This window comes from Serinicoccus sp. JS2-9, assembly GCF_059025165.1.
Window position 1 is genome coordinate 1,657,181 of record NZ_CM180091.1, and the last position, 25,198, is coordinate 1,682,378.

General features: G+C 71.9%; 19 protein-coding genes. 13 read left to right on the forward strand and 6 right to left on the reverse strand.

Features of this window, described 5'->3' with window-relative positions:
- The 4 genes from glgB to glgX all read right to left on the reverse strand — a co-directional run bounded on the left by glgB (nucleotide 1) and on the right by glgX (nucleotide 11,123).
- A complete protein-coding gene (gene glgB / locus AC5PYY_RS08205) occupies nucleotides 1–4,710 on the reverse strand; it encodes a 1,4-alpha-glucan branching protein GlgB (protein WP_493899276.1) in 4,710 nt (1,569 codons plus the stop codon).
- Complete coding sequence (gene treS / locus AC5PYY_RS08210) at nucleotides 4,710–6,482, reverse strand: maltose alpha-D-glucosyltransferase (protein WP_493899277.1); 1,773 nt, start codon at nucleotides 6,480–6,482, stop codon at nucleotides 4,710–4,712. The genes glgB and treS overlap by 1 nt, the downstream gene beginning before the upstream one ends.
- Before the next feature lie 10 nt (nucleotides 6,483–6,492).
- Entirely contained in the window at nucleotides 6,493–8,601 is a 2,109-nt protein-coding gene (locus AC5PYY_RS08215; RefSeq protein WP_493899278.1) for a maltotransferase domain-containing protein, read from the reverse strand.
- Between the two features lie 356 nt (nucleotides 8,602–8,957).
- Nucleotides 8,958–11,123: a glycogen debranching protein GlgX gene (gene glgX / locus AC5PYY_RS08220; protein ID WP_493899279.1), complete on the reverse strand. Its 2,166-nt coding sequence runs from the start codon at nucleotides 11,121–11,123 to the stop codon at nucleotides 8,958–8,960.
- 70 nt (nucleotides 11,124–11,193) lie between these two features.
- Here glgX and AC5PYY_RS08225 point away from each other — a divergent pair, with 70 nt between their 5' ends.
- From AC5PYY_RS08225 to AC5PYY_RS08250, 6 genes are all read left to right on the forward strand, one after another.
- Entirely contained in the window at nucleotides 11,194–11,868 is a 675-nt protein-coding gene (locus AC5PYY_RS08225; RefSeq protein WP_493899280.1) for a hypothetical protein, read from the forward strand.
- Nucleotides 11,865–12,665 carry an enoyl-CoA hydratase/isomerase family protein gene (locus tag AC5PYY_RS08230; RefSeq protein ID WP_493899281.1) on the forward strand — a complete coding sequence of 267 codons (801 nt, stop codon included), beginning with the start codon at nucleotides 11,865–11,867 and terminating at the stop codon, nucleotides 12,663–12,665. The genes AC5PYY_RS08225 and AC5PYY_RS08230 overlap by 4 nt, the downstream gene beginning before the upstream one ends.
- Nucleotides 12,666–12,902: 237 nt before the next feature.
- Nucleotides 12,903–13,283: a PadR family transcriptional regulator gene (locus AC5PYY_RS08235; protein ID WP_493899282.1), complete on the forward strand. Its 381-nt coding sequence runs from the start codon at nucleotides 12,903–12,905 to the stop codon at nucleotides 13,281–13,283.
- The gene (locus tag AC5PYY_RS08240; protein WP_493899283.1) at nucleotides 13,280–14,008 is read left to right on the forward strand and encodes a hypothetical protein; all 729 of its coding nucleotides are present in this window, start codon (nucleotides 13,280–13,282) and stop codon (nucleotides 14,006–14,008) included. Before AC5PYY_RS08235 ends, AC5PYY_RS08240 begins: the two co-directional genes overlap by 4 nt.
- Nucleotides 14,009–14,104: 96 nt before the next feature.
- Nucleotides 14,105–14,896, forward strand: a complete 792-nt coding sequence (locus tag AC5PYY_RS08245; protein ID WP_493899284.1) for an electron transfer flavoprotein subunit beta/FixA family protein — start codon at nucleotides 14,105–14,107, stop codon at nucleotides 14,894–14,896.
- A gap of 35 nt (nucleotides 14,897–14,931) precedes the next feature.
- Entirely contained in the window at nucleotides 14,932–15,891 is a 960-nt protein-coding gene (locus AC5PYY_RS08250) for an electron transfer flavoprotein subunit alpha/FixB family protein (RefSeq protein ID WP_493899285.1), read from the forward strand.
- Between the two features lie 190 nt (nucleotides 15,892–16,081).
- On the opposite strand, the gene AC5PYY_RS08255 is transcribed toward AC5PYY_RS08250, so the two are convergent.
- Together AC5PYY_RS08255 and AC5PYY_RS08260 are read right to left on the reverse strand one after the other, a co-directional pair.
- Nucleotides 16,082–17,002: a hypothetical protein gene (locus tag AC5PYY_RS08255; RefSeq protein ID WP_493899286.1), complete on the reverse strand. Its 921-nt coding sequence runs from the start codon at nucleotides 17,000–17,002 to the stop codon at nucleotides 16,082–16,084.
- The gene (locus AC5PYY_RS08260) at nucleotides 17,002–17,550 is read right to left on the reverse strand and encodes an RNA polymerase sigma factor (protein WP_493899287.1); all 549 of its coding nucleotides are present in this window, start codon (nucleotides 17,548–17,550) and stop codon (nucleotides 17,002–17,004) included. The genes AC5PYY_RS08255 and AC5PYY_RS08260 overlap by 1 nt, the downstream gene beginning before the upstream one ends.
- A gap of 178 nt (nucleotides 17,551–17,728) precedes the next feature.
- Here AC5PYY_RS08260 and AC5PYY_RS08265 point away from each other — a divergent pair, with 178 nt between their 5' ends.
- From AC5PYY_RS08265 to ligA, 7 genes are all read left to right on the forward strand, one after another.
- Nucleotides 17,729–19,018: a cysteine desulfurase family protein gene (locus AC5PYY_RS08265; RefSeq protein ID WP_493899288.1), complete on the forward strand. Its 1,290-nt coding sequence runs from the start codon at nucleotides 17,729–17,731 to the stop codon at nucleotides 19,016–19,018.
- Complete coding sequence (gene mnmA / locus AC5PYY_RS08270; RefSeq protein ID WP_493899289.1) at nucleotides 19,018–20,148, forward strand: tRNA 2-thiouridine(34) synthase MnmA; 1,131 nt, start codon at nucleotides 19,018–19,020, stop codon at nucleotides 20,146–20,148. The genes AC5PYY_RS08265 and mnmA overlap by 1 nt, the downstream gene beginning before the upstream one ends.
- Nucleotides 20,149–20,153: 5 nt before the next feature.
- Nucleotides 20,154–20,846: a DUF1345 domain-containing protein gene (locus tag AC5PYY_RS08275; RefSeq protein ID WP_493899290.1), complete on the forward strand. Its 693-nt coding sequence runs from the start codon at nucleotides 20,154–20,156 to the stop codon at nucleotides 20,844–20,846.
- A gap of 94 nt (nucleotides 20,847–20,940) precedes the next feature.
- Nucleotides 20,941–21,252 (forward strand): hypothetical protein, encoded by a 312-nt coding sequence (locus tag AC5PYY_RS08280; protein WP_493899291.1) that lies wholly within the window; start codon nucleotides 20,941–20,943, stop codon nucleotides 21,250–21,252.
- Nucleotides 21,253–21,257: 5 nt separating this feature from the next.
- Nucleotides 21,258–22,244 carry a uroporphyrinogen decarboxylase/cobalamine-independent methonine synthase family protein gene (locus AC5PYY_RS08285; RefSeq protein WP_493899292.1) on the forward strand — a complete coding sequence of 329 codons (987 nt, stop codon included), beginning with the start codon at nucleotides 21,258–21,260 and terminating at the stop codon, nucleotides 22,242–22,244.
- A gap of 69 nt (nucleotides 22,245–22,313) precedes the next feature.
- Nucleotides 22,314–22,922: a hypothetical protein gene (locus AC5PYY_RS08290; protein WP_493899293.1), complete on the forward strand. Its 609-nt coding sequence runs from the start codon at nucleotides 22,314–22,316 to the stop codon at nucleotides 22,920–22,922.
- A gap of 65 nt (nucleotides 22,923–22,987) precedes the next feature.
- Entirely contained in the window at nucleotides 22,988–25,189 is a 2,202-nt protein-coding gene (ligA, locus tag AC5PYY_RS08295; RefSeq protein WP_493899294.1) for an NAD-dependent DNA ligase LigA, read from the forward strand.
- Nucleotides 25,190–25,198: the final 9 nt, after the last annotated feature.

Below are 25,198 nucleotides of genomic sequence, written 5' to 3' on the forward strand. Positions count from 1 at the left end.
TCAGCGATCCTGCGGTGTCGGTCCGTCGCCCTCCGACGGCTCCCCGTCCGTATCCACGCCCGCGTCCTGCTCCGGCGTGACGCCGAAGCTGGAGAAGTCGTCCGTGGTGGCGGTGGGCACACCCTCGGAGTCGTCCAGCGCAGCCACCGTGGTGCGCTCCTCGTGGTCGATCGGCTGACCGCCCTCGGTGACGAAGGCGTGGTCGGCCGGCAGCTCGCCCTTGGCCAGCTCCTCGGTCGACCCGTCGCCCAACGGGCTGGGGGTCTCGTCGCCGGAGTGGGCGTCGTCGGTGGCCTCGTCGTCGGTGGACTCAGCCGCGTCGGACGCCTCGACGTCGTCGGTCGCATCAGCAGCGGCGGCGGACTCGGGCTCGGCGGCTTCGCGCTCGGCGAGCTCCTCGAGTTCTTCACCGCTCAGCGGATCCGGCACCAGCCAGACCGCCCCCATCGGCGGCACCGTGACAAGGGCCGAGAAGGGCTGGTGCTGGTGTGGGTGGTCGTAGGCCTCGACATACCCCATGTTGCCCCGACCGGAGCCGCCGTAGACCTCGGCGTCGGTGTTGAGCACCTCGCGCCACCGGCCGCCGTAGGGAAGGCCGACGTGGACCTGGTGGTGCGGGACGCCGCTGAAGTTGACGATGACCGCGACCACCGGGCGCAGGCCCTCCGGCGACTCGTTGCCCCAGCGGAGATAGGAGTACTGGTTGCGTCCGGCGTCGTTGGCGTCGAGCCAGCTGAAGCCGTCGTCGTGGTGGTCGATCTGCCACAGCGCCGGGTGCTCCGCATACAGGCGGTTGAGGTCGCGCACCAGGGTCTGGACGCCCGCGTGCTCGGGGCGCTCGGTCAGCTCCCAGTTGAGGCTGCCGCCGTCGGCCCACTCGCGCACCTGGGCGAACTCCGACCCCATGAACAGCAGCTGCTTGCCGGGGTGGCTCCACTGGTAGGCGAGGAAGGCGCGGGTGGTCGCGAACTTCTGCCACGCATCGCCCGACATCTTGCGGACGAGCGAGCCCTTGCCGTGCACGACCTCGTCGTGGCTGATCGGCAGGATGAACTTCTCGCTGAAGGCGTACACCAGCGAGAAGGTGAGCGCGTGGTGCTGGTGGGCCCGCGCGTAGGGCGACTGCGCGAGGTAGCCGAGCGTGTCGTGCATCCAGCCCATGTTCCACTTGAAGCCGAAGCCCAGCCCGCCCTCGCTCGTCGGCGCGGTGACCCCGGGCCAGGAGGTGGACTCCTCGGCGATCATGACGACGCCGGGGGAGCGGCGGTAGACCGTCGCGTTGGTCTCCTGCAGCAGCGCCACGGCCTCGAGATTCTCCCGGCCGCCGTGCTGGTTGGGGATCCACTGGCCGTCCTCGCGCGAGTAGTCGAGGTAGAGCATGGAGGCCACGCCATCGACGCGCAGGCCGTCGGCGTGGAACTCCTCCATCCAGTAGGACGCGTTGGCGACGAGGAAGTTGCGCACCTCGCGACGACCGAAATCGAAGATGTAGGAGCCCCACTCCGGGTGCCAGCCCTTGCGCGGATCCGGGTGCTCATAGATCGGCGTGCCGTCGAAGCGGGCCAGCGCCCACGGGTCGGTCGCGAAGTGGCCGGGCACCCAGTCGAGGATGACGCCGACCCCCGCGCGGTGCAGCCGGTCGATGAGGTAGCGCAGCCCGTCCTCGTGCCCGAACCGGCTGTCGGCGGCGTAGTAGCTAGTGACGTGATAACCCCACGACCCGCCGTAGGGGTGCTGCATCACGGGCATGAACTCCACGTGCGTGAAGCCCATCTCGGCGACGTACGAGACCAGCTCGTCGGCGAGCTGCTCGTAGGTGCGGCCCTGGCGCCAGCTGCCCAGGTGCACCTCGTAGATGCTCATCGGGCCGTGGTGGATGTCGCCTGCGGCGCGGGCGGCCATCCACTCCTCGTCGCGCCACCGGTGCTGGGTGCGGGTCACCACGGAGTTGTTGAAGGGCGGCACCTCGGAGGCTCGCGCCATCGGGTCGGCCTTGGCGCGGCGCACGCCGTCCGGGCCGGTCACGTCGAACTTGTAGTGAGCGCCCTCGCGGACGCCGGGGACGAAGAGCTCCCAGACGCCGACCTCGTCGTGGGCCCGCAGCGCGTGGGTCGCGCCGTTCCACCCGTTGAAGTCACCGATGACGTGCACGGCGACCGCGTTGGGGGCCCACACCGAGAAGCGGGTGCCGGTGACGTCGCCGAGCTCGTCGCGCACCGTCATGACATGCGCGCCCAGTGCCCGCCACAGCTCCTCGTGGCGTCCCTCGCCGATGAGGTGCAGGTCGGTGTCGCCGAGGCTCGGCCCGTGCCGGTAGGCCTCGTCCACGATGTGGGTGCCCTCCGGGGTGGTGACCCGGAGGCGGTAGGCGGGGACGGTCTCGCGGGGGAGGACCGCGACCCAGATCCCGCCCGTCTCGTGCGTCATGGCCAGGCTCTGCCCCCCGGGCAGGACCATCTCGACGTCGTCAGCCTCGGGCTGCAGCGTGCGGACCGTCACGTGACCGTCGAAGGCGTGCGCGCCCAGCAACCCGTGCGGGTTGCGGTGCAGGCCGTAGACGACGTCGGTGGCCTCGTCCAGGTCCAGCGGACGGGTATGCGGTGCGGCGGGCTCGCTCGGCTCCTCCAGGGGAGGCCGGGGGCCGGCCGGGGTGGAGACCACCTGGGGAGAGCCGTCGGCCTCGTCCCAGGCGCGGGAGCGCAGCACCTCGGGGTCGCCGAAGGACTCGCCGGACCAGCCGCTGGCCGGCTGGTGCGGCCGGGGTGCGGACTCGACCTCCTCACCCCGACGACGACCGGGGGGCACCAGCCCGGTGGTCATCTCCTCCGGAGCCGGGATGGGCTCGTGCGGGTAGCCGCCGCTGGCGGGACGTCCCGAGGCCGGGCGGTCGAAGGCGCCCTCGGGGGGAGCGATCGGCTCGTGCGGCAGGCCACCGCTCGCTGGCCGGGAGGACGACGAGGACCACGCCGGCGGGTGCGCCAGCGGGCCGTCCTCGTGCTCGACCTCGATGAGGGACGAGCCGTAGTCGTCGTCCGGCTCACCAGGGCCGGCGAGGGGACCGTCGGGAGTCTCGCTGGGCGGCTGCGGCGTCTCGTCGACAGGCATGGTGGTCTCCTTGGTGGGGGTGCCGGTGGCGACGGCGCCGAGCGCCTCAGCGGCGGCGGTCGCGGGCGGGGCTGTCGGGTCGGTGTGGTCGACGGGCGCGGCGCGCTCGGTCTCGTGATCGACGCGCGCGGCGCGCTGGGCTTCGCCAGCTCGGTGGCGCCCGTCGCCCGGGGTGGTGGGCGCCTCGTCGGTGGACTCGAACGAGCGGTGGCGGCCCTCCGTGACCGGCTCGGGGTCGAAGGCGTGCGCGCCCACCAGACGCTCCACCGCGCCGACCGGGATCGGCAGCCACTCGGGGCGGTTGCGCGCCTCGTAGCTGGCCTCGTAGAGCGCTTTGTCCAACTCCAACGCGTCGAGCAGGTCGCGGGCGGCGCGTACGTCCTCAGCCGACTCCTCGGCATACCCGTCGAGGAAGGCCTCGCGGGCGGCGCGCGCCCAGCCCTGCCGTTCGCCCTCACCGGCCAGGCGGACCGAGGCGGCGGCATAGTCGAAGGAGCGGAGCATGCCCGCCACGTCGCGCAGCGCGAGGTCGGGCTCGCTGCGCTCGGCCAGGGGGCGCAGCGGCTCACCCTCGAAGTCCAGCAGCACCCATCCGCGGTCAGGGGCGTCGAGCACCTGGCCGAGGTGGTAGTCGCCGTGGATGCGCTGCAGGTCGGGGAGGTCCGCGCCCTCGAGGCGGTCGTAGGCGGCGGCCACCGCGTCGCGGTGGCGCTCGAGCTCGGGCACGTCGGCGAAGGCCTGCTCGGCGCGCTGCCGCATCTGCCCGACCAGGGCGGCCCGGCGCTCGGCGGCCGGACGCTGCTCGAAGGCCCCCCGCAGCGCGGCGTGGACCGCCGCCGTCGCGGCGCCCAGGGTGCGGGCGGAGCCAGTGAAGTCGTCGTCGGCCCGGGCCGAGGCCAGGGCGCGACGCCAGGCGTCCTCGGTGTCCGGCAGGAACTCCTGCGCGAAGGCGAGGTGCCCGTGCTGCTCCCCGTTGCCGTCGGCACTCGTCCACCGACCCTCGACGTAGCCGAGCGACTCGGGCACCTGGCGCGACCCGGTGCGGGTGATCGCGGTCGGGACGGTCACGTCGGGGTTCTCGCCGTGGGCGAGCACCCGGAACACCTTGATGATGACCGGCCGTCCGCCCCGATGGGTCTCGACGATGATCGAGGTGTTGGACTGCTCGCCGGTGAGCACCCGCGAGGAGGCCAGGGCGGGGGCCGGCCCCGCGGCACCGACCCGGCGGGCGCGGGCGGCCGGGACCTCGTGCTCGGTATACATCTCGCGCAGCAGCACGTCGGCGAAGACCGGGTCGTGGGTCGCGTCGTAGATGTGGCGCGTGCCGAGCTCGCTGTGCTCGACGGTGGCGACGAGCGCGTGCTCCAGGAAGGGCACCGGCTCGGCGCGGTAGGACAGCGGCACCTGGTAGACGATCGGCTCCGGCCCGGAGTCGTCGACGAGGATGTGGTCCTCCAGGCCCACCTCTCCGAGGGGGTCCTGCCAGCGGATGCCGGTCACGCGACGTAGCCGGGGCGTCGCCGCCGCGTGCTTGCCGCGGTACCAGCGCTGCCGTGCCACCCAGGCCGGCAGGAAGTCCTCGAACATCGGGGTGAGGGTGGCCATCAGGATGCCTCCTCGGGGCTGATCGCGGTGGCGGTGGCTTCGGGCTCCACGCGCTCGGGGGCCTTTGGTGGTCGCAGCCCGAGCCAGAAGAATCCGCGCGAGCCCAGGGTCAGGGTGATCGTGCCGTCGTCGGCGACGTCGGGGAAGTTGAGCCCTCCGAAGAGGTCACGCACGTGTGCGCTGCGCAGCCGCTCCGGCACCGTGATCGTGGTGGCCTGCGGGCGGGAGGAGAGGTTGTTGACGCAGAGCACCGCCGGGTGCCCCTCGCGCTCCTCGTCGTCCTCGCCGGTCTCCGGCAGCGCCCGCGCGAAGGCCAGCACGGCGTCGTTGTCCGATTCGCACGGGAGGTAGTCACCCATGCCGAAGACCTCGTGCGCGGCGCGGACCTGCAGCATGCCGCGGGTCCAGTGCAGCAGCGAGGAGCCGCTGGCCATCTCCGCCTCGACGTTGACGCCGTTGTGGTGGTAGACCAGCGAGCTGATGACCGGCAGGTAGAGCTTGCCCGGGTCGGCGGTCGAGAAGCCGGCGTTGCGGTCCGGGGTCCACTGCATCGGCGTGCGGACCGCGTCGCGGTCGTTGAGCCAGATGTTGTCGCCCATCCCGATCTCGTCGCCGTAGTAGAGGCACGGGGAGCCGGGGAGGGAGAGCAGCAGCGCGTTGATGAGCTCGATCTCCTCGCGGGAGTTGTCGAGCAGCGGCGCGAGCCGGCGCCGGATGCCGACGTTGGCCCGCATCCGCGGGTCGGGGGCGTACCAGCCGTACATCGCCGAGCGCTCCTCGCCGGAGACCATCTCCAGGGTGAGCTCGTCGTGGTTGCGCAGGAAGGTGCCCCACTGGGTGTCCGCCGGGATCGCCGGGGTCTCGTCCATGACGCGCACGATCGGCTCGGCCTTCTCCTCGCGCAGGGCGTAGTAGAGGCGCGGCATCACCGGGAAGTGGAAGCACATGTGGCACTCGGGCGCCTCGGGGGTGCCGTAGTAGTCGACGACCTCGTCCGGCATCTGGTTGGCCTCGGCGAGCAGCACCCGGCCGGGATACTCCTCATCCACCATGGCGCGCAGCGTCGCGAGGAACTCGTGGGTGCGGGGGAGGTTCTCGCAGTTGGTGCCCTCCTCCTCGAAGAGGTAGGGCACGGCGTCCAGCCGGAAGCCGTCGATGCCGAGGTCCATCCAGAACCGCACGACGTCGAACATCGCCTCCTGCACGGCCTCGTTCTCGAAGTTGAGGTCGGGCTGGTGGGAGAAGAAGCGGTGCCAGAAGAACTGCCGCCGGACCGGGTCGAACGTCCAGTTCGAGGTCTCGGTGTCGACGAAGATGATGCGCGCGTCGGCATACCTCTCATCCGTGTCGGACCAGACGTAGAAGTCGCCGTACGGGCCCTCGGGATCGGACCGGCTGGCCTGGAACCACGGGTGCTGGTCGCTCGTGTGGTTCATCACCAGGTCGGTGATGATCCGGATGCCGCGCGCGTGCGCCTGGCTGATGAGCTCGCGGAAGTCCGGGAGGGTGCCGAACTCCGGCAGGACGGCGGTGTAGTCCGCGATGTCGTAGCCGCCGTCGCGCAGCGGCGAGGCGTAGAAGGGCGGGATCCACAGGCAGTCGACCCCGAGCCACTGCAGGTAGTCGAGCCGGTTCATCAACCCGGTGAAGTCTCCCGACCCCGAACCCGTGGAGTCGTCGAAGGCCCGGACGAGCACCTCGTAGAAGACGGCCTTGCGGAACCAGTCGGGGTCGTTCTTCAGCCCTGGCTGGTGCAGGTTCAGCCCGCGCATCGTGCTCCTCTCAGACCGTGGTGACGTGGATGATGTGGACCGGCTCGTGGCCGTAGCCGGGACCGAGCTCGACGTAGGGCGCGTCGTCCCACTCCCACGTGGCGCCGGTGACGAGGTCGTGCGCGCGGAACCGGTCGCCCCAGCTCAGGCCGAGCGCGGGCACGTCGAGGTGTAGGCGGGTGCCCCGCACCGTGTAGGGGTCGAGGTTGGCCACGACGAGCACGGTGTCGCGCGCGGAGCCGTCGTCGGCGCCGCCGCCGTGCTTGGAGAACACCAGGACGTTCTCGTCCTCGGCCTGGTGGAAGGTGACGTTGCGCAGCCAGTGCAGGCTCGGGTGCTCGGCGCGGATGCGGTTGAGCATGGTCAGCCAGCCGGTGAGGTCGGGGCGGCCGTCGACCTGCTCGTCCCAGCGGCGGTCCTTGTACTCGTACTTCTCGTTGTCGATGTGCTCCTCGGCGCCGGGCCGCGGCACGTCCTCGACGTGCTCGAAGCCGCTGTAGATCCCGTAGGTCGGGACGAGGGTGGCGGCGAGCGCGGAGCGGACGAGGTGGGCGGTCACCCCGCCGTTGCTCATGTATGGCGTGAGGATGTCGTGCGTCGTCGGCCAGAACGAGGGTCGCATGTAGGGCGCGGTCTCGGTCGCCAGCTCGGTCACGTAGTCACGCAGCTCGGCGGCGGTGCTGCGCCAGGCGTAGTAGGTGTAGGACTGCTGGAAACCCACCTTGGCCAGGGTGCGCATCATCATCGGCTTGGTGAAGGCCTCGGCCAGCCAGATGACGTCCGGGTGGTCCTTCGCGACATCGGCGATGAGCCACTGCCAGAAGTTGACCGGCTTGGTATGCGGGTTGTCGACCCGGAAGATCCGCACGCCGTGGTCGATCCACACCTGCACGACGCGCCGGATCTCGGCATACACCTCGTCCGGGGTGTTGTCGAAGAAGACGGGGTAGATGTCCTGGTACTTCTTGGGCGGGTTCTCCGCGTAGGCGATCGAGCCGTCCGCCCGGATCTGGAAGAACTCCGGGTGGCTCTGCGCCCACGGGTGGTCGGGGGAGGCCTGCAGCGCGATGTCCATCGCGACCTCGAGCCCGAGCTCCTCGGCACGGGCGACGAAGGCATCGAAGTCGTCGAAGTCGCCCAGGTCGGGGTGCAGCGCGTCGTGGCCCCCCTCGGCGGCGCCGATGGCGTAGGGCGAGCCGGGGTCGTGCTCGTCGGCGCCCAGGGTGTTGTTCTTGCCCTTGCGGTTGGCGGTGCCGATCGGGTGGACGGGGGTGAGGTAGACGACGTCGAAGCCCATGTCGGCGATGGCGGGCAGCCGGCGCTGCGCCGTCTCGAAGGTGCCGCTGGTCCACAGGCCTGTCTCGGGGTCCTGGGTGGCGCCCTCGGAGCGGGGGAACATCTCGTACCACGCGCCGGTGAGCGCGAGCGGGCGCTCGACCAGCAGGGTGTAGGTCGGCGAGGGACTGACCAGCTCGCGCAGCGGAGTCTGGGTCAGGACCTCGCGCACCTCCGGGGAGGTGCCGGCGGCCAGCCGGTCCGGCACGGGCAGCCCGCTGCGGCGCAGCGTGTAGACGGCGTCCTCGAGCAGGTGACGCTCCGTGGCGGGACGCTCGCCTGCGTCCAGGGCGCGCTCGAGCACGCGGGCGCCCTCCTCGAGCATGAGCTCGACGTCGACCCCGGCCTCGACCTTGATCGTGCCGTCGTGCTCCCAGGTGGCGTAGGGGTCGGACCAGCCCTCGACGCGGAACTGCCAGACACCGGGGGCGTCGGCGTGCACCTGCGCCTCCCAGTGGGACAGGCCCGGGTTGGTGCAGGTCATCGGCACCTGCCGCTCCGACCCGTCGGGTGCGACGAGCACGACTGTCGCGTTGACCGCGTCGTGGCCCTCGCGGAAGACGGTGGCGGTCACCGTGAAGAGCTCGCCGACGACGGACTTGGTCGGGCGCCGGCCGCCGTCGACGAGCGGCGCCACGTCGAGGACAGGTATGCGGCCCAGCGGCTCCTGCCCGACGGCAGCCAGGACGGAGCGGTCGACGGTCGCTCGTGCCGGGTCCCCCGGAGGCGGGCTGGCGGTGGCTGTGGCTGAGGCGCTGGCGGTCGTGGTCGAGTGCTCGGTCACCCGCCCAACGCTACCCGGGTTCCGCGCCGGAAACCACGCGCGGCCCCACGTCTCCTGGACGGGACGGCATACCGCGTCAAGAACGGGTAGGTGCGCGCGTGGGTAGCGGGGTGCCCGTGCCGCTGACCTGGGTGGCCGGGAGACCCCACGGCTAGTGGGAACCCCCACGGTTTCTCGAGCCCCCATCGGCTGCAGCAGGAGGGATGTCGGACAACCGTGGGGCCGTCGGGCAACCGTGGGGCCGCCCGGCAACTGTGAGGCCGCCGGGCCAGAGGGGGCCGTCGGACAACCGTGGGGCCGTCGGGCAACCGTGGGGCCGCCGGGTCAGAGTGGGGCTCCCGGGCAACCGTGGGGTGTCAGGGCCGACCCGGCTCCGCGGTGGTCTGCTCCGCGAGGCTGACGCGGCCGACGAGGACCGTGAGGCTGGTGGGCCCGACCTCGACGCGACCCGTCGGATCGGGGGAGGGGACGCCGTCGGCGTCGGCGTCGCTGCTGAAGCGCACGTCCCAGCCCGCCACGCCGTCGCTCGCCGGCAGGGTGAGCGCAGCGCGGTCCGGCCCGGCGTGCAGGAGCAGGGCGACGACGGCCGGCTCCTGGTGGTGGAGGGTGTCGAAGACCGCGGTGAGCGTCGCCCGACCCGGGTCGTCCCACTGGTGCGGCGCCAGGACCTCGCCCGCCTCGTCATACCAGCGCAGGCGGGTGCGGCCCGGCACGGCGTCGACGAGGGGGAACTCCGGCGGCCGCAGCAGCGCCAGCTCGCGGCGCAGCGCCAGCAGCTCGCGGGTGTCCTCGAGCAGGTCGCGCTGCCAGTCGTCGAGGTCCCACGGCACCCAGGTGATCTCGTTGTCCTGGCAGTAGGCGTTGTTGTTGCCCTGCTGGCTGCGGCCCGACTCGTCACCGGCGACGAGCATCGGCACCCCCGCGGAGAGCGCCAGCGTCCCGAGCAGGTTGCGGATCGAGCGTCGGCGCAGCCGCAGCACGTCGGCGTCGTCGGTCGGGCCCTCGACGCCGTGGTTCCACGAGCGGTTGTCGCCGTGGCCGTCGCGGTTGTCCTCGCCGTTGGCGTGGTTGTGCTTCCGCTCGTATGCCGTGAGGTCGGCCAGGGTGAAGCCGTCGTGCGCGGTGACGAGGTTGACCGAGGCGATGGGGCCACGGATGCCGTGCGCGAAGAGGTCGGCCGAGCCGGCGAGCCGGGTCGCGAGCTCGCGGACCCCATGACCGGGCTGACCGTGGAGCCGGCGGCCCACGTCGGCGAGCCAGAAGGTGCGCGCCGTGTCGCGGAAGCGGTCGTTCCACTCGGCGAAGGGCGCCGGGAACTGGCCGGTGCGCCACCCGTGGACGCCGACGTCCCAGGGCTCGGCGATGAGCTTGACCCGGGAGAGCACCGGGTCGGTCTGCAGCGCCACGTGGAAGGCATGGTCGCGCTCGTAGGCGTCGTCGCGGCCCCGCGCCAGGGCCGGCGCCAGGTCGAAGCGGAAGCCGTCGACGTGGAAGCGCTCGACCCAGTGGCGCAGCGAGTCCAGCACCATCCGGGCCACCAGGGGGTCGCGCAGGTCCACGGTGTTGCCACAGCCCGTGACGTCGATGTCGCGGCCCCGGTCGTCGAGCCGGTAGGACGTCTGGTTGTCCAGCCCCCGGAGGGACAGGGTGGGCCCGTCCTGCGAGGACTGCTCCGCGGTGTGGTTGTAGACGACGTCGAGGATGACCTCGATGCCCGCCCGGTGCAGCGCCCGGACCGCACCCTTGACCTCGTCGACGACGCCCTGCGGGTCGGACGCTGCGGCATACCCCGCGTGGGGGGCGAAGAAGCCGAGCGTGTTGTAGCCCCAGTAGTTGGTGAGCCCGCGCCGGGCGAGAGCCGGCTCGGAGGTGAAGGCGTGGATGGGCAGCAGCTCCAGCGAGGTGACGCCGAGGCTGGTGAGATGCTCGACGACGGCGGGGTGGCCGAGGGCGGCGTAGGTGCCGCGGATCTCCGGCGGCACGTCCGGGTGCAGCATCGTCAGCCCGCGGACGTGCGCCTCGTAGAGCACGGTGTCGGTCCACGGCACCGCGGGGAGGGCGTCGTCGCCCCAGTCGAAGGTGTGGTCGACGACGACCGAGCGTGGCATGTGCTCCGCGGAGTCCCGGGGATCCGGGGCGTCCGGGTCGGTCCAGCCGTCGCCGACGACGACGTGGCCGTAGACCTCGGGGCCCCAGTCGACCTCGCCGTCCACGGCGTGGCCGTAGGGGTCGAGCAGCAGCTTGCGCGGGTTGTGCCGGTGGCCCTGCTCAGGCGCCCAGGGACCCTCGACGCGGAAGCCGTAGCGCGTGCCCGGCGTGAGCTCGGGCACGAGATCCCACCAGATGCCGTAGGCGTTGCGCCGCAGCGGGATCCGGCGCTCGCCTGAGCCGACGTCGAGGCATACCTCGACCTGGGTGGCGTGCCGCGCCACGACCGCGATCTCCGGCCCGGCGTCGGTCTGCGTCAGACCCAGGGGTGGGGGGCGCTCCAGGCTGCGGCGGGGACGGATGAGAGCGCTCATGCCGGGACAGCCTAGGGACCAGGTTTCGGCGGCGTGCGCACGCCCCGGGGTGAGCCGATACGTTGGGAGCATGAGTGATCCGACCTCGCTGCCCAACTTCCCCCCGCCGCCGCAGGACCGCCCGCTGACCGGCCGCGTGCTCGACGCCCTGCAGGACCTGCAGATGCAGCCGAACCTCGATGGTCAGGGCGACGTGGCCTTCCAGGTGCAGGAGCAGAAGCTCTTCGTCAAGGTGGTCGAGGGCGAGCAGTTCGACATCATGCGGGTCTTCGGCCAGTGGCAGGTCTCGAGCTCGGTGCCCGACGACCTGCCCACGCGCCTCAACGGCTGCAACGACATCACGCTCGGGGTCAACCTCGTCAAGGCCGGCATCGCCAACGGCAACCTCGTGCTCGCGGTGGAGCAGATCATCGCCCGCAACGAGCCGCCCAAGGCGAAGGTGCAGATCGCGACGGGCCTGGTGCTCCAGGCGCTGCAGCTCTGGCACCGCAACGTCGTGGCCAAGTCGCAGGTGGAGCGCGGGCTGGAGCCGGACCTGCCCGAGGGCGCTCCCGAGGGGACCGAGGTCGGGCCGTGGCTCTCCATCGGGACCAGGGCCAAGCAGAAGCAGCAGGGCGACGCGGCGCAGGGCGACGGTGCCCAGGGCGACGGTGCCCAGGGCGACGGTGCCCAGGGCGACGGCGCCCAGGGCGACGGTGCCCAGGGCGACCGTGCCGAGGGCGGCGCGCAGGAGGGCCAGGCGTGAGCCGCGTCGTCGCGACGGCGAGCGAGTTCGTCCGCGTCGAGGTCGACTCCAGCATCGCGACCATCCGGGTCGACCGGCCGAAGATGAACCCGCTGTCCATCGAGGTCCAGGACGCCCTGGGCGAGGCGGCCGGGATCGTCGGTGCGGACGACGAGGTGGCCGCGGTGATCCTCTACGGCGGTGAGAAGGTCTTCGCGGCCGGGGCGGACATCAAGGAGATGCAGCGGATGGGCTACACCGACATGGTGGAGCGCGCCCCCGTCATCCAGGAGTGCTTCAGCCGGGTCGCCCGGATCCCCAAGCCCGTGGTCGCCGCGATCGAGGGGTATGCCCTCGGTGCCGGCAACGAGCTCGCGCTCTGCGCCGACTTCCGGGTCGCCGCCTCGGACGCCAAGCTCGGCCAGCCGGAGATCCTGCTCGGCGTCATCCCCGGCGCCGGTGGCAGCCAGCGGCTGGCCCGGCTGGTGGGGCCCTCGAAGGCGAAGGACCTCGTCTTCACCGGGCGGATGGTCGACGCCGAGGAGGCGCTGGTCATGGGCATGGTCGACCGCGTCTGCGAGCCGGGTGAAGCGTTCGCCACGGCGCTGGAGATGGTGCAGACCTACGTCCACGGACCCGCCTTCGCGCTCCGCGCCGCCAAGGAGGCGATCGACCGCGGGCTCGACGGCGACCTCGAGACGGGCCTGGCGATCGAGGCGATGCAGTTCGCCGGTGTCTTCGCGACCAAGGACCGCCAGATCGGCATGACCTCCTTCGTCGAGCAGGGCCCCGGGAAGGCGGACTTCGAGGGGCGCTGAGCCCACGTCATACCGCGGACGCATGACCACGCGGGGAGGATCGGTACACGAGCACCGATCCTCCCCGTTTCTCTGGCCCTGCCTGGTGAGGATCGGTCCACCTGCACCGATCCTCCTCGCTGGGGTGGGCCTGGCGGGTGAGGATCGGTCCACCTGCACCGATCCTCCCCGGGTTGGCTCACAGCTGCTTGCCGTAACTAGTTGACAAGGCTGACTAGTCAGTTGCATGATCTAGTCATGAAAACAGAGCAGTGGCCGAGCGAGTGGCTGCGCGGCGTGCTCGGGGTGTGCGTGCTGCGCATCCTGCTCGACGGGCCCAGCTACGGCTACGCGATCACCCAGCGCCTCGACGAAGCCGGCCTGGGCAAGGTCAAGGGGGGCACCCTCTATCCCTTGCTCAGCCGCCTCGAGGAGGCGGGGCACGTCGCGGTCGAGTGGCGCCCCGGCGAGGGCGGCCCCGGCCGCAAGTACTTCGCGCTCACCGAGCAGGGGCGCGACCACGCCGGCGAGCAGGCTGCTCGCTGGGCCGACTTCACCAGCACCACGCGAGGCCTGACCGACGGGGCCGTCGCCGCCACCACCGGCGCCACGCAGCAGCAGAGAGCGAGCCAGTCATGAACGCCACCTCCAAGCGACCGACCAGCCCCGAGCGCCTCGCCCCGAGCGTCGAGCCGGACTGGGTCCGCTCCTTCGTGACCGAGCAGAACCTCCGCGGTGTGCTGCCGCAGCGCATCGGAGACCAGCTGGTCACCGTCGAGAGTCATGTCCGCGAGTCGGGGGAGTCGGCCGAAGAAGCCTTCGGTGACCCGGCGGAGTATGCCCGCGCCCTCCCGGCGGGCGGGGAGTGGAAGCTGGGTCGCCGCACGGTCCTCGAGCTGGCGCTCGGTCTCGCCGGCATGCTGCTCGTCCTGGCCGCCTTCAACGCCTGGCTCGCGGGCGAGCGCATACCCGTCACCACCGGCTCCGTCGTGATGCTTGGCATCCTCGCGGTCTCGGTGGCGATCCTGCTCGCTCGCCCCGGAGTCGTGCTGAGGCTGATCGTGGAGCGGCCCGTCCTGGGGTGGGTGGTCTCGCTGACACCGTTCACGCTCTTCGTCGCCAGCCTGCTGCTGCTGCCCACCGAGCTCGCCACCCTCCCGGTGGTGCCACCGGCCGTGGTCGGTGTCGTGGCCCTGGTCGCCTCCAGCACCCTCGCTGCGCTGAATCCCGAGGAGGACGAGATCACCGGACCGGGCGAGCGGCCCCGGCGCAGCGCGGTGGCCCGCCGGGTCGGGGTCCTGCTCTACCCGCTGCTGACGCTGGCCATGATGGTCCTCGCCTGGGTCCCGACGCTCTTCGTCTGAGCCGGGAAGCGTATACCAGCACCCGGTTCAGGTGACGCGAACGTAAAGTGGAATGATGGTCGCCTACGACCACCCACAACCACGAGGACGTGAGCAGTGAACATCGTCGTCTGTGTGAAGTACGTGCCGGACGCCCAGGGCGACCGCAGCTTCGAGTCCGACCACACCACCGACCGTGAGGCGGTGGACGGCCTGCTCTCCGAGCTCGACGAGTATGCCGTCGAGGAGGCGCTCAAGATCAAGGAGGAGGGTGACGCGGACACCACGGTCACCGTCCTCACCATGGGTCCCGACGACGCCGAGACCGCCGTGAAGAAGAGTCTGCAGATGGGTGCCGACCAGGGGGTCCACATCCTCGACGACGCCATCGCCGGCTCCGACTCGGTCGCGACCTCGCTCATCCTGGCGGCGGCGATCCAGAAGATCGGTGACGTCGACCTGGTGCTCACGGGTCTCGCCTCGACCGACGGCGTCATGTCCGTCGTCCCGGCGATGCTCGCCGAGCGCCTGGGTATGCCGCAGGTCACCTTCGCCTCCGAGCTCACCGTCGACGCGGGCGCGGGCACGGTGACCATCCGCCGCGACAACGAGGCCTACTCCGAGACCGTCGAGTCCATCCTGCCGGCCGTGGTGTCGGTGACCGACCAGATCAACGAGCCGCGCTACCCCTCCTTCAAGGGGATCATGGCGGCCAAGAAGAAGCAGGTCGACACCTGGGGCCTCGACGACCTCGGCGTGGACGCCGGCCAGGTGGGCCTCGGCGCCGCGTGGACCGCCGTCACCGAGACCACGGCCAGGCCGCCGCGCACGGCGGGCGAGGTCGTGTCCGACGAGGGCGAGGGCGGCGCGGCCCTGGCCGGCTTCCTCGCCGACCGCCGCCTGGCCTGAGTCGACCAGCTACTGCATACCAAGGAGCAACCACCATGAGTGAAGTCCTCGTCCTGGTCGACCACGTCGACGGAGACGTCCGCAAGACCACCGCCGAGATGCTGACCGCCGCCCGCCGCCTGGGCGAGCCGTCGGCCGTCTTCGTCGGGCAGGGGTATGACGCGGCGAAGGAGGATCTCGCGCGCTACGGCGCTGCGAAGGTCTACCTCGCCGACGACCCCGTCTACACCGACCACCTCGTCGCGCCGGTGGCCGAGCTGCTCGCCGATCTCGTCGGCAAGACCTCGCCCGCGGCGGTGCTCGTCGCCTCGACCAACGACGGCAAGGAGGTGGCCGGGCGGCTCGCGATCAAGACCGAGTCGGGCCTGGTCACCGATGCCGTCGACGTGCAGCCCGGCGGCGACGGCGGGGTGCAGACGACCCAGTCGGTCTTTGCCGGCAACTACACGGTCACCAGCCAGGTCACCCAAGGCAGCCCGATCATCACGGTCAAGCCCAACAGCATCGCCGTCGAGGAGTCCGCCTCCACCCCGGCCGAGGAGACGGTGTCGGTCGAGGTGTCGGACGCCGCGAAGGCCGCCCGCATCACCGCGCGCGCCGAGAAGGAGAAGTCCGGCCGCCCCTCGCTCACCGAGGCCGCGATCGTGGTCTCCGGCGGGCGCGGCACCAACGGCGACTTCGGCCCGGTCGAGGCTTTCGCCGACGCGCTCGGCGCCGCGGTTGGTGCCTCGCGCGCCGCGGTGGACGCGGGCTGGTACCCCCACTCCCACCAGGTCGGCCAGACCGGTGTCTCGGTCAGCCCGCAGCTGTATGTCGCGGCCGGCATCTCCGGCGCGATCCAGCATCGGGCCGGGATGCAGACGTCCAAGACGATCGTCGCCGTCAACAAGGACGCCGAGGCCCCGATCTTCGAGCTGGTCGACTACGGCATCGTCGGCGACCTCTTCACCGTGCTGCCGCAGGCCACCGACACGGTGCAGCAGAACAAGGGCTGACGACCAGGTCAGGTCCGCCGCGCAAACTCACCGAGCGGCGCCGACCTGGGCACGGTTGTGCACCTGACGCAGGTCTGTCGTCTACCCGCCCCACCTGGGCAAGATTGCGCACCGGACACACGGTCGACACCGGTGCATCCGGTGCAGACCCTTGCCCAGGTCGGGATGCGGGTTGGGGGGAGCGATCTCCTCAGTTCTGCTGCTCCGCCGAGGGCCGGGCATCCGCACGCTCCAGCGGGATGCCGTGGCGCACCGTCCCATCGGCCAGCTCGAGGTCGAAGGTCAGGTCGGGATAGGCCTCGTGCGTGCCGAAGACGAACTCCCACGGCCACCAGCCGGCGAAGACGCCGTCCGCCACGCTGGCACGCACCGGCCCTCGCTGCGGGGTGTTGACCACCACGCCGACCACCTCGTCGCCCACCAGGCCGGCGAGGACGGAGTGGGCGTCCTCGGGCTCTCCCGGTTGCGGTTCCCCCGGCACGTAGGACGAGGTCGTGTAGATCTCGACGGCGAGGGAGTCGGCGGGCGGTGGGGCCGAGGTCTCGGTGGAGGACGCCGCCGCCGCGCCAGCCCCACCGCCCGAGGTCTGGATGAGGCACTCGGCCAGGATCCCGGCGTCGCTCCGGGCGATGGCCAGCGTGTAGACGCCGCGCTCCTCGACCAGGACCGTCCGAAGGTCCGGGAAGGATTCCTGATCCGGCGGCGTGGCCCGAGGGCCGGAGGGCATCGGGGTCGTCATGATCCGCTCGCAGTCCCGCGCCCCGGGGCTGTCGCTCGACGCGGCGGTGCCGGTGGGGTATGCCGTCCATCCGGCATACGCCTCGCTCTCCGGCAGCGGGATGCTCACCGCGACGAGTCCGGCAGCGGCCACAGAGGCGGGGATCAACCATCGGGTCGATCCCCCTCCGCCGACGCATCGTGCGCGAGGGGCCCGAGCCGGTGTCTGCGGGGTGCGAGGGGCGTCGGGGGCAGAGGGCGTCAGCGCGGCGTGGTCCGGCCACTCTTTCTGGAGGCGCCGCCACAGGCGTTGCGCGGGCTCGCCGTCGACGATCTCGTCGGCGACCCGACGTCCAGGGTCTAGCATCTGCAGGGCTGCATCGTCGATCGCCATCACGGGGCTCCTTCGGTCAGGCAGGGACGGGGCGGGCGTGCGCGGTCGGAGGCAGCGGGGGAGTCGAGGTGAGCGGCGAGCGCCCGACGGGCGCGCATCAGCCGCAGCCGGAAGGCCACGGGGGACACCCCGAGCACCCGCGCGGCCTCGGGTCCGCTGAGACCATCGAGGGCCGTGAGGGCGATGGCCTCCTGGTGCAGGGAGGTGAGGCGCTCCCAGGCCGAGCGGAGGTCGATGAGGGCGAGCGTGCCGTCCTCATGCTGCGTCGCCACCTCACGGGGCTCCGACTCGAGCCGGATTCGCAGGGCTCGGCCACGGGCATACCCCCGCTGCTCCGCCAGCAGGATCCGACGAGCGATGCCGAAGAGCCAGGCGCGGGCGTCACCGAGCTCGACCGGCAGGTCTTCTCGGCGACGGCACGCGACGATGAAGACCTCGGCGGCGACGTCCTCGGCCCGGTCCGGCTCGCAGCGGCGGACCGCGAAGCGCACCAGGTCGGCGTAGCACGAGCGGAAGAGCCGCTCGATCGCGTCGTCGGGAGAGTGCATACCTGGTCCTGTCGGATGAGGCCGACAGTGTTTCGCACCTCGGGGGAGATTCAGGCTCCGGCGAGGGGCCCGGACCTCCGGGCGTGCACATCAGCCGGCTTCCTGGGCCGATGCGACTCCTGTGCCTCGTTGTGCACGCCGGAAGATCCGGTGAGGACTCGTAGACTGGGTGACCGTCATGACCACGCCGTCCATCCCCTCGCCTCAGGCCCACCGCGCCTACCTCGACCACGCCGCGACGACGCCGGTGCTGGACGAGGTGATCGAGACGGTCACCCAGGAGATGCGCGAGACGGGCAACGCCAGCTCGCTGCACGACCCGGGCCGCCGCGCCCGCCGCATCGTCGAGGAGTCGCGCGAGCAGATCGCCGAGGCGCTCGGGGTGGGTGCCTCGGAGGTGATCTTCACCTCCGGCGGCACCGAGGGCGACAACCTTGCCGTCAAGGGCACGTATGCCGCTCGCCGGGCTGCCGATCCGGCGCGCGACCGGCTCGTGGTGTCAGGGATCGAGCACCACGCCGTCCTCGACCCGGTCGAGCACCTCGTGGCCCACGAGGGCGCCCGGGTCACCTGGGTCGAGCCCGACACCGATGGCCTGATCACAGGAGATGCCCTCACCGCCGCGCTCGAGGCCGACGGCGGCCCCGACACCGCTGCCCTGGTGAGCATCATGTGGGCCAACAACGAGGTCGGCACGGTCCAGCCGGTCGCCGACCTGGCCGCGATCGCACGCGGGCGCGGCATACCGATCCACTCCGACGCGGTCCAGGCGCTCGGCCAGCTGCCGCTCGACCTGAGCCAGGTCGACCTCGGCGTCGTCACCGGCCACAAGGTCGGCGGCCCCCTCGGGGTGGGCGTCCTCACCGCCGGGCGTGACCAGTCGCCAGTGCCTCTGACCCACGGCGGAGGACAGGAGCGCGGGCTGCGCTCGGGCACGCTGGACACCCCCGCCATCGCCGGGCTCGCCCTCGCGGTCAGCCACGCCGCCGAGCACCAGGCGAGCCACGCCCACCACCTCGCGCGCCTGCGCGACGCGCTGATCGAGGGCGCTCTCGCGCTCGACCCCGGCATCACCGTGTCCGGTCCGTGGACCCGCGGCGACACGACGACGCGGCTCGCCGGCAACGTCCACCTCCGGGTCGCGGACTGCGAGGGCGACTCGCTGCTCTACCTCCTCGACGCGGCCGGTGTCGCCTGCTCGACCGGGTCTGCCTGCCAGGCCGGCGTGCCGCGGCCCAGCCACGTGCTCCTCGCCATGGGCATCCCGGCGCAGAAGGCTGCCGGTGCGCTGCGCCTCACCCTCGGTCACGGCTCCAGCCAGGCAGACGTGGACGCGTTCCTCGCCGCGCTGCCTCCTGCCCTGGAGCGCGCCCGCCGCGCCCACGCCGCTGCGTCGTCCCGCCAACCGTCCGCCCCTGTCGCCGACTCCCGCCCGCCCGCAGCCCGCAGCCAGCCCCGGAGCGCCTGATGCGCGTCGTCGCCGCCATGAGCGGCGGGGTCGACTCCGCCGTCGCCGCCGCCCGGATGCTCGACGCGGGCCACGAGGTCGTCGGCGTCCACCTGGCGCTGGCCCAGTCGGCGGCGACCCTGCGCGAGTCGGCCCGTGGCTGCTGCACGATCGAGGATGCCGGCGACGCCCGCCGGGTCGCCGACCGGCTCGGCATCCCGTTCTACGTCTGGGACATGGCCGAGCGCTTCCGCGAGGACGTGGTCGAGGACTTCGCCGCGGAGTATGCGGCCGGCCGCACTCCCAACCCGTGCCTGCGGTGCAACGAGAAGATCAAGTTCGCCGCGCTGCTCGACAAGGCCCTCGCGCTCGGCTTCGACGCGGTCGCGACCGGGCACTACGCGCAGATCGATGAGGTCGCCGATCCTGCTGCGCCGCAAGGCATCCGGCGTGAGCTGCACCGCGCCGTCGACATGGACAAGGACCAGTCCTACGTGCTGGGCGTCCTCGATGCCGACCAGCTCGCCCGGAGCTTCTTCCCGCTCGGCGACACCACCAAGCCCGACATCCGCGCGGAGGCCAAGGAGCGGGGCTTCTCGGTCGCCAAGAAGCCGGACTCCCACGACATCTGCTTCATCGCCGACGGCGACACCCGCGGCTATCTCGCGAAGCGCCTCGGCGAGCGCCCCGGGCCGATCGTCGACAGCGAGGGGGATGTGGTCGGCGAGCACGGCGGGGCGCACGGATACACCGTCGGTCAGCGCCGTGGTCTGGGCCTGAAAGTGCCTGCGGCAGACGGGAGGCCGAGGTATGTCGTGTCCACCGACACCTCCACCAACACCGTCGTCGTCGGTCCCGAGGAGCTGCTCGGGGTCGATCTCATCGAGGGCGACCACCTCCGCTGGTGCGGCCCGGCGCCGGCGCCGCGGACCCACGTGGAGCTCGGCGCCCAGATCCGCGCCCACGGCGCCGAGCACCCGGCCAGGGTGAGTGTCGGCGCGCGGGGGAGTGACGGCATACCGCAGACGGTGACGGTGCACCTGGCCGACCGGATCAGGGGAGTGGCGCCAGGGCAGTCCGTGGTGCTCTACGACGGCACGAGGGTGGTGGGTTCGGCCACCATCGCGAGCACGGGGAGGGCCGCAGGATGATGCGGATGCTGGAGCCGCGCTGGTGGCTGCCGGAGATTCGGCGCGTCCTCCTGGTCTCGCCGCTGGGGGTGCTGGTCGTGCTGGCGGCGCTACCCGTCATCGACGTGCGCGACGCCGCGCTGGGCGAGCTCGTGCCGGACGTGATCGTGGTGTGGATGATCGCCTACTTCGCGCTCTACAGCCTCATCACGATCCTCGCTTTCAGTCGGTCCACCCGACGTCAGCTCGACGCCTGGGCACGCACCGAGCAGCGCGGCACCTTCGTCCAGCGTTATGTGCTGGGCACGGCTCCCGGCCCGGGGATGTCCATCGCGGTCGGTGTGGCCGCGCTGGTGGTGACGGTCCTGTGGCTGCCCGGGGGCCTCGGCTCGACGCTGGACGCGCAGGGGAGGACCGGCCTCGCGGTTGTCCTGGTGGTCACGGCCTGGATCACGGTGGCGGTCTCGTTCACCGTGGCCTATCTCGTGGAAGACATGCAGAGCAGCGGCCAGGCCCTAGGGTTCCCGTCCGCAGACGGGCCGGTGCAGGAGCGGCTCAGTGACTATGCCTACGTCGCCATCGCCGTGTCGAGCACCTTCGGCACCACGGACGTCGACCTGCAGACGACTGAGGTGCGCCGGACCGCGACCATCCACGCGATCGTCGCCTTCGTCTTCAACACCGTCGTGCTGGCCGTGGTCGTCAGCCTGCTGGCGTGAGTCCGCAGGACAAACCCGTCCCGCCCCGTCGCCGTCAGAAGGGAGCAGGCCCGGTCACCGGGGCTGGTCTCGAGGAGGAGACAGGGACAGTGAGATGAAGGACGACAGAGCCGTCTCGTCGGACGGCGTCGACGCGATGGTGGCACAGACCCGCGCGGAGTGGGCCCGGCGGCGACCGGCGCAGGTGCGCTGGGCGCAGTGGTTGATGTATGCCGGCGCAGCCCTCGCGGTGGTGCGTCAGCTCACGATCTGGGCCGGTGCGGAGCGCGAGCCGGGAGACCCGTCGCTGCTCGTCGGGGCCCTGCTCTGGGGCGGCGTCGTGGCCGCCCTCTGGCTGGTCCTGGCGGGATGGCTGAAAGCCCGCACGCGGCGTGCCGATGTCGCCCGGCGCCACCGTCTACAGTGAACGCCGTGGTCGACGTCACCGGCATCGGATCCTGGCCCGGCACCGACGTGCGCGAGGCGCTGCGGGTGATCCAGGGCGAGCTCGCCGACGCGCAGCACGACGGCGTCTCCACCGTCCCCTACCTCCCGGAACTGCCTGCCCGCGGCCCGGGTGCCGACATGATCGGCCGGGCCGCGCACCTGCTCGTCGATCTGCCGGTGGACCTGCAGCCGCAGGGGTGGCGGCTGATCGACCGCCCGGGCCGCGACGCCGAGCGGGCCGGGTCGCTGCTCACCCAGGATCTCGACGAGCTGGCCGAGGCCTTCGACGGCTACGCCGGACCGCTCAAGGTGCAGGTCGCCGGGCCGTGGACGCTGGCCGCCTCGCTGTGGCGCCCGCTCGGCGACCGGGTGCTCGACGACCCCGGCGCGACCCGCGACGTGGCGGCGTCGCTGACCGAGGGGGTTGCGGCATACCTGACGCGGGTGCAGTCGCTGGTGCCCGGCGCGCGCCTCGCGCTGCAGGTCGACGAGCCGTCGCTCACCGCGGTGCTGGCCGGGCGGATCCGGTCGGAGTCCGGTTATCGCGTGCTGCGCAGCCCCGAGCGGGGCGAGGTGGTGACGCTGCTGCGGCAGGTGCTCGACCAGCCCACCGGCGAGGTATGCGGTGTGCACACCTGCGCCTCCGACCCGCCGGTCGACGTGCTGCGCGAGGCTCGCGCAGGGTTCGTCGCGCTCGACCTGGCGCAGGTGGTGCGCGGGCGCTTCGAGCAGGTGGCGGAGGCCGTAGAGAACGGGGTCCGGCTGTGGGCAGGGATCGACCTGCTGGCCGCGGACCCGGTTGCCGACCTGCGGCGACGGTGGCACGAGGCCGGGCTGGAGGAGGTCCGGCTGGGGCAGGTCGGGCTGACGCCCCCATGCGGACTCGCCGGAGAGACCCCGCAGCTGGCGCGTGCGGTCACCCGGGCGGGCGTCGAGGTGGGGCGACGCCTCGCCGAGACGGTCCTCGCCTGATCCGTGGCGCGTGGCTAGATTGGGCCCGCAGGGGCATACACCGATGCCCACCGAGGACAAGAGAGAGCCATGACGCAGCATCCCGGGTCCGACGACCCCTACCATCACGACCCCGACGCACCACGGCCGGAGCAGCCGCAGGGCTACCAGGCCGCGCCCGGCTACGGCGCTGCACCGGGCTACGACGGCGGCGCCCCGGGCCAGCCGGTCGCGAAGCCGGGCTCGGTCGGCCTGGCGGAGAAGCTCACCTATGGCGGCGGTGTCGTCTCCCTCATCACCGGCATCGCCGGCTTCCTGGAGAGCGACGAGTCGGTGCGGGAGCGGATCGAGGCCGCACTCGAGGCCACCGGCCAGACCGCGTCCAGCGAGATCATCGACGCGCAGGTGGCGGTCGCCGGGCCGACCGCTCTGGCGTCGGGCGTGGTCGTCGCGCTGATCTGGTTCCTCGTCGGTTGGCTCCTGGGCAAGGGGAAGGGCTGGGCCCGCATCGTCGCGACCGTCCTGGCCGTCATCAACGTGGCCACGACTCTCTTCTCCCTCTTCGGCTCCAGCCTGCTTCCGGGCGCGACGGGTGGGTTCGCCATCGTCCTCTCGGTCATCTCCGCAGCTCTGGCGGCGGTAATTGTCTTCCTGCTGTGGAAGAAGGAGTCGAGCGCCTACTTCCAGGCGACCCCCTGACCTCCCGCTGACCCACCCGCGACTCGAGGGGCTGGTCTGTCGGGCCCGTGCGCCACACTGGGCACGTGACCGACACCAGCCCCTCGACGCATCCCAGCGCCTCTGCGGAGGCCGCCGATCTGCCCCCGGAGGAGACCCGTCGCCGCGCGGCCGAGCTCGCCGAGGAGATTCGCGGGCACCAGTTCGCCTACTACGTCCGCGACGCTCCGACGGTCACCGACGGTGAGTTCGACACGTTGCTGCGCGAGCTGGAGGAGCTGGAGACGGCATACCCCGCCTTACGGACCCCGGAGAGCCCGACGCAACAGGTGGGCGGCACCTTCTCGACCGAGTTCACCGCGGTCGACCACCGTGAGCGCATGCTCAGCCTCGACAACGCCTTCTCGCCGGAGGAGCTGGACGAGTGGTTCGAGCGGGTCGAGCGCGAGGCGGGGGGAGCGCAGGTCAGTTATCTCTGCGAGCTCAAGATCGACGGGCTCGCCGTCAATCTGTTGTATGAAGAGGGCCGCCTCACCCAGGCGCTCACCCGGGGTGACGGGCGCACCGGTGAGGACGTCACGCTCAACGTCCGCACCATCGAGGGGGTCCCGCACCGGCTGACACCGCCGACCGAGCAGGGCGAGGGCACCGACGTGGCCATCCCTGAGCTGGTCGAGATCCGGGGCGAGGTCTTCTTCCCTCTCGAGGGTTTCGCCGAGCTCAACGCCTCCCTGGTCGAGGCGGGCAAGGCACCGTTCGCCAACCCCCGCAACTCCGCCGCCGGCTCGCTGCGGCAGAAGGATCCGCGCGTCTCTGCGAGTCGGCCCTTGAGGATGCTGGTGCACGGGATCGGCGCCCGCACCGGCTTCGACATCACGACGCAGAGCGAGGCGTATGCCGTGCTCGCGGCCTGGGGTCTTCCCGTCAGCGACCGCGCGAAGGTGCTCGCCACGCCGCAGGAGGTCCACGAGTTCGTCGCCTACTACGGCGAGCACCGGCACGACGTGGAGCACGAGCTCGACGGGGTCGTCGTCAAGGTCGACGAGGTGCCGGTGCAGCGCCAGCTCGGCGCGACGTCTCGGGCGCCGCGCTGGGCGATCGCCTACAAGTACCCGCCCGAGGAGGTCACCACCACGCTCCTCGACATCCGGGTGGACGTCGGGCGCACCGGCCGGGTCACGCCCTACGGCGTCATGGAGCCGGTGCTCGTCGCGGGCTCGACCGTGGAGCGCGCGACCCTGCACAACCAGTACGAAGTGAAGCGCAAGGGGGTGCTCATCGGCGACACGATCGTGCTCCGCAAGGCGGGCGACGTCATCCCCGAGATCCTCGGGCCGGTCGCTGACCTGCGCGACGGCAGCGAGCGCGAGTTCGTCATGCCGACCCACTGCCCGTCCTGCGGCACCGAGCTCGCCGAGCAGAAGGAGGGCGACAAGGACATCCGCTGCCCCAACAGCAAGGAGTGCCCCGCCCAGCTGCGCGAGCGGCTCTTCAGCCTGGCCAGCCGCGGCGCCTTCGACATCGAGGCGCTCGGCGGCGAGGGCGTGGGCGCCCTGCTCGACGCCGGCGTCATCAGCAACGAGGCACAGCTGTTCGGGCTCGCGCACGGCACCTCGGCCGAGCCGCCCACCCCCGAGCAGCAGCGCGCCGACCGGGAGCGGCTCCTGGCCGTGCCGCTCTTCACGCGGGCCGCCAAGAAGTCCGACCCCGCGGACGAGGTCGTCGACGGTCGCGTCGTCTCCGCAAATGGGCTGCGGCTGCTCGACAACCTGCGAGCAGTCAAGGAGCAGCCGCTGTGGCGGGTGCTCGTGGCGCTGTCGATCCGCCACGTCGGTCCCACGGCTGCCCGGGCGCTGGCCACGGAGTTCGGCTCGGTCGAGGCGATCCGCGCGGCCTCGGCAGAGGAGCTGGCCGCCACCGAGGGGGTCGGGCAGATCATCGCCGACTCGGTGGTGGCGTGGTTCGAGGTCGACTGGCACCAGGAGATCGTCGACCAGTGGGAGCGCGACGGGGTGCGGATGCGGGACGAGCGCGACGCCTCGATCGAGCGGACGCTGGAGGGCATGACCGTCGTCGTCACCGGGTCGTTGGAGGGCTACTCCCGCGACGAGTCGAAGGAGGCGATCATCGCCCGCGGCGGCAAGGCGTCGGGCTCGGTGAGCAAGAAGACCGACTACGTCGTCGTCGGGGCCAACGCCGGCTCCAAGGCCGCCAAGGCCGAGGAGCTGGGGGTCCCGGTGCTCGACGAGGAGGGTTTCGCGCGGCTGCTGGCGTCGGGCGAGCCCTGATCGACGGGG

Coding starts and splice junctions, on each gene's coding strand:
- treS (WP_493899277.1), bottom strand. CDS start 6,482: ATGCGCGGGCTGAACCTGCACCAGCCAGGGCTGAAGAACGACCCCGAC.
- AC5PYY_RS08265 (WP_493899288.1), top strand. CDS start 17,729: ATGACCACGCCGTCCATCCCCTCGCCTCAGGCCCACCGCGCCTACCTC.
- AC5PYY_RS08280 (WP_493899291.1), top strand. CDS start 20,941: ATGAAGGACGACAGAGCCGTCTCGTCGGACGGCGTCGACGCGATGGTG.
- AC5PYY_RS08260 (WP_493899287.1), bottom strand. CDS start 17,550: ATGCACTCTCCCGACGACGCGATCGAGCGGCTCTTCCGCTCGTGCTAC.
- glgB (WP_493899276.1), bottom strand. CDS start 4,710: ATGGCCACCCTCACCCCGATGTTCGAGGACTTCCTGCCGGCCTGGGTG.
- AC5PYY_RS08240 (WP_493899283.1), top strand. CDS start 13,280: ATGAACGCCACCTCCAAGCGACCGACCAGCCCCGAGCGCCTCGCCCCG.
- glgX (WP_493899279.1), bottom strand. CDS start 11,123: ATGAGCGCTCTCATCCGTCCCCGCCGCAGCCTGGAGCGCCCCCCACCC.
- AC5PYY_RS08235 (WP_493899282.1), top strand. CDS start 12,903: ATGAAAACAGAGCAGTGGCCGAGCGAGTGGCTGCGCGGCGTGCTCGGG.
- AC5PYY_RS08255 (WP_493899286.1), bottom strand. CDS start 17,002: ATGGCGATCGACGATGCAGCCCTGCAGATGCTAGACCCTGGACGTCGG.
- AC5PYY_RS08290 (WP_493899293.1), top strand. CDS start 22,314: ATGACGCAGCATCCCGGGTCCGACGACCCCTACCATCACGACCCCGAC.
- mnmA (WP_493899289.1), top strand. CDS start 19,018: ATGCGCGTCGTCGCCGCCATGAGCGGCGGGGTCGACTCCGCCGTCGCC.
- AC5PYY_RS08225 (WP_493899280.1), top strand. CDS start 11,194: ATGAGTGATCCGACCTCGCTGCCCAACTTCCCCCCGCCGCCGCAGGAC.
- AC5PYY_RS08275 (WP_493899290.1), top strand. CDS start 20,154: ATGCTGGAGCCGCGCTGGTGGCTGCCGGAGATTCGGCGCGTCCTCCTG.
- AC5PYY_RS08250 (WP_493899285.1), top strand. CDS start 14,932: ATGAGTGAAGTCCTCGTCCTGGTCGACCACGTCGACGGAGACGTCCGC.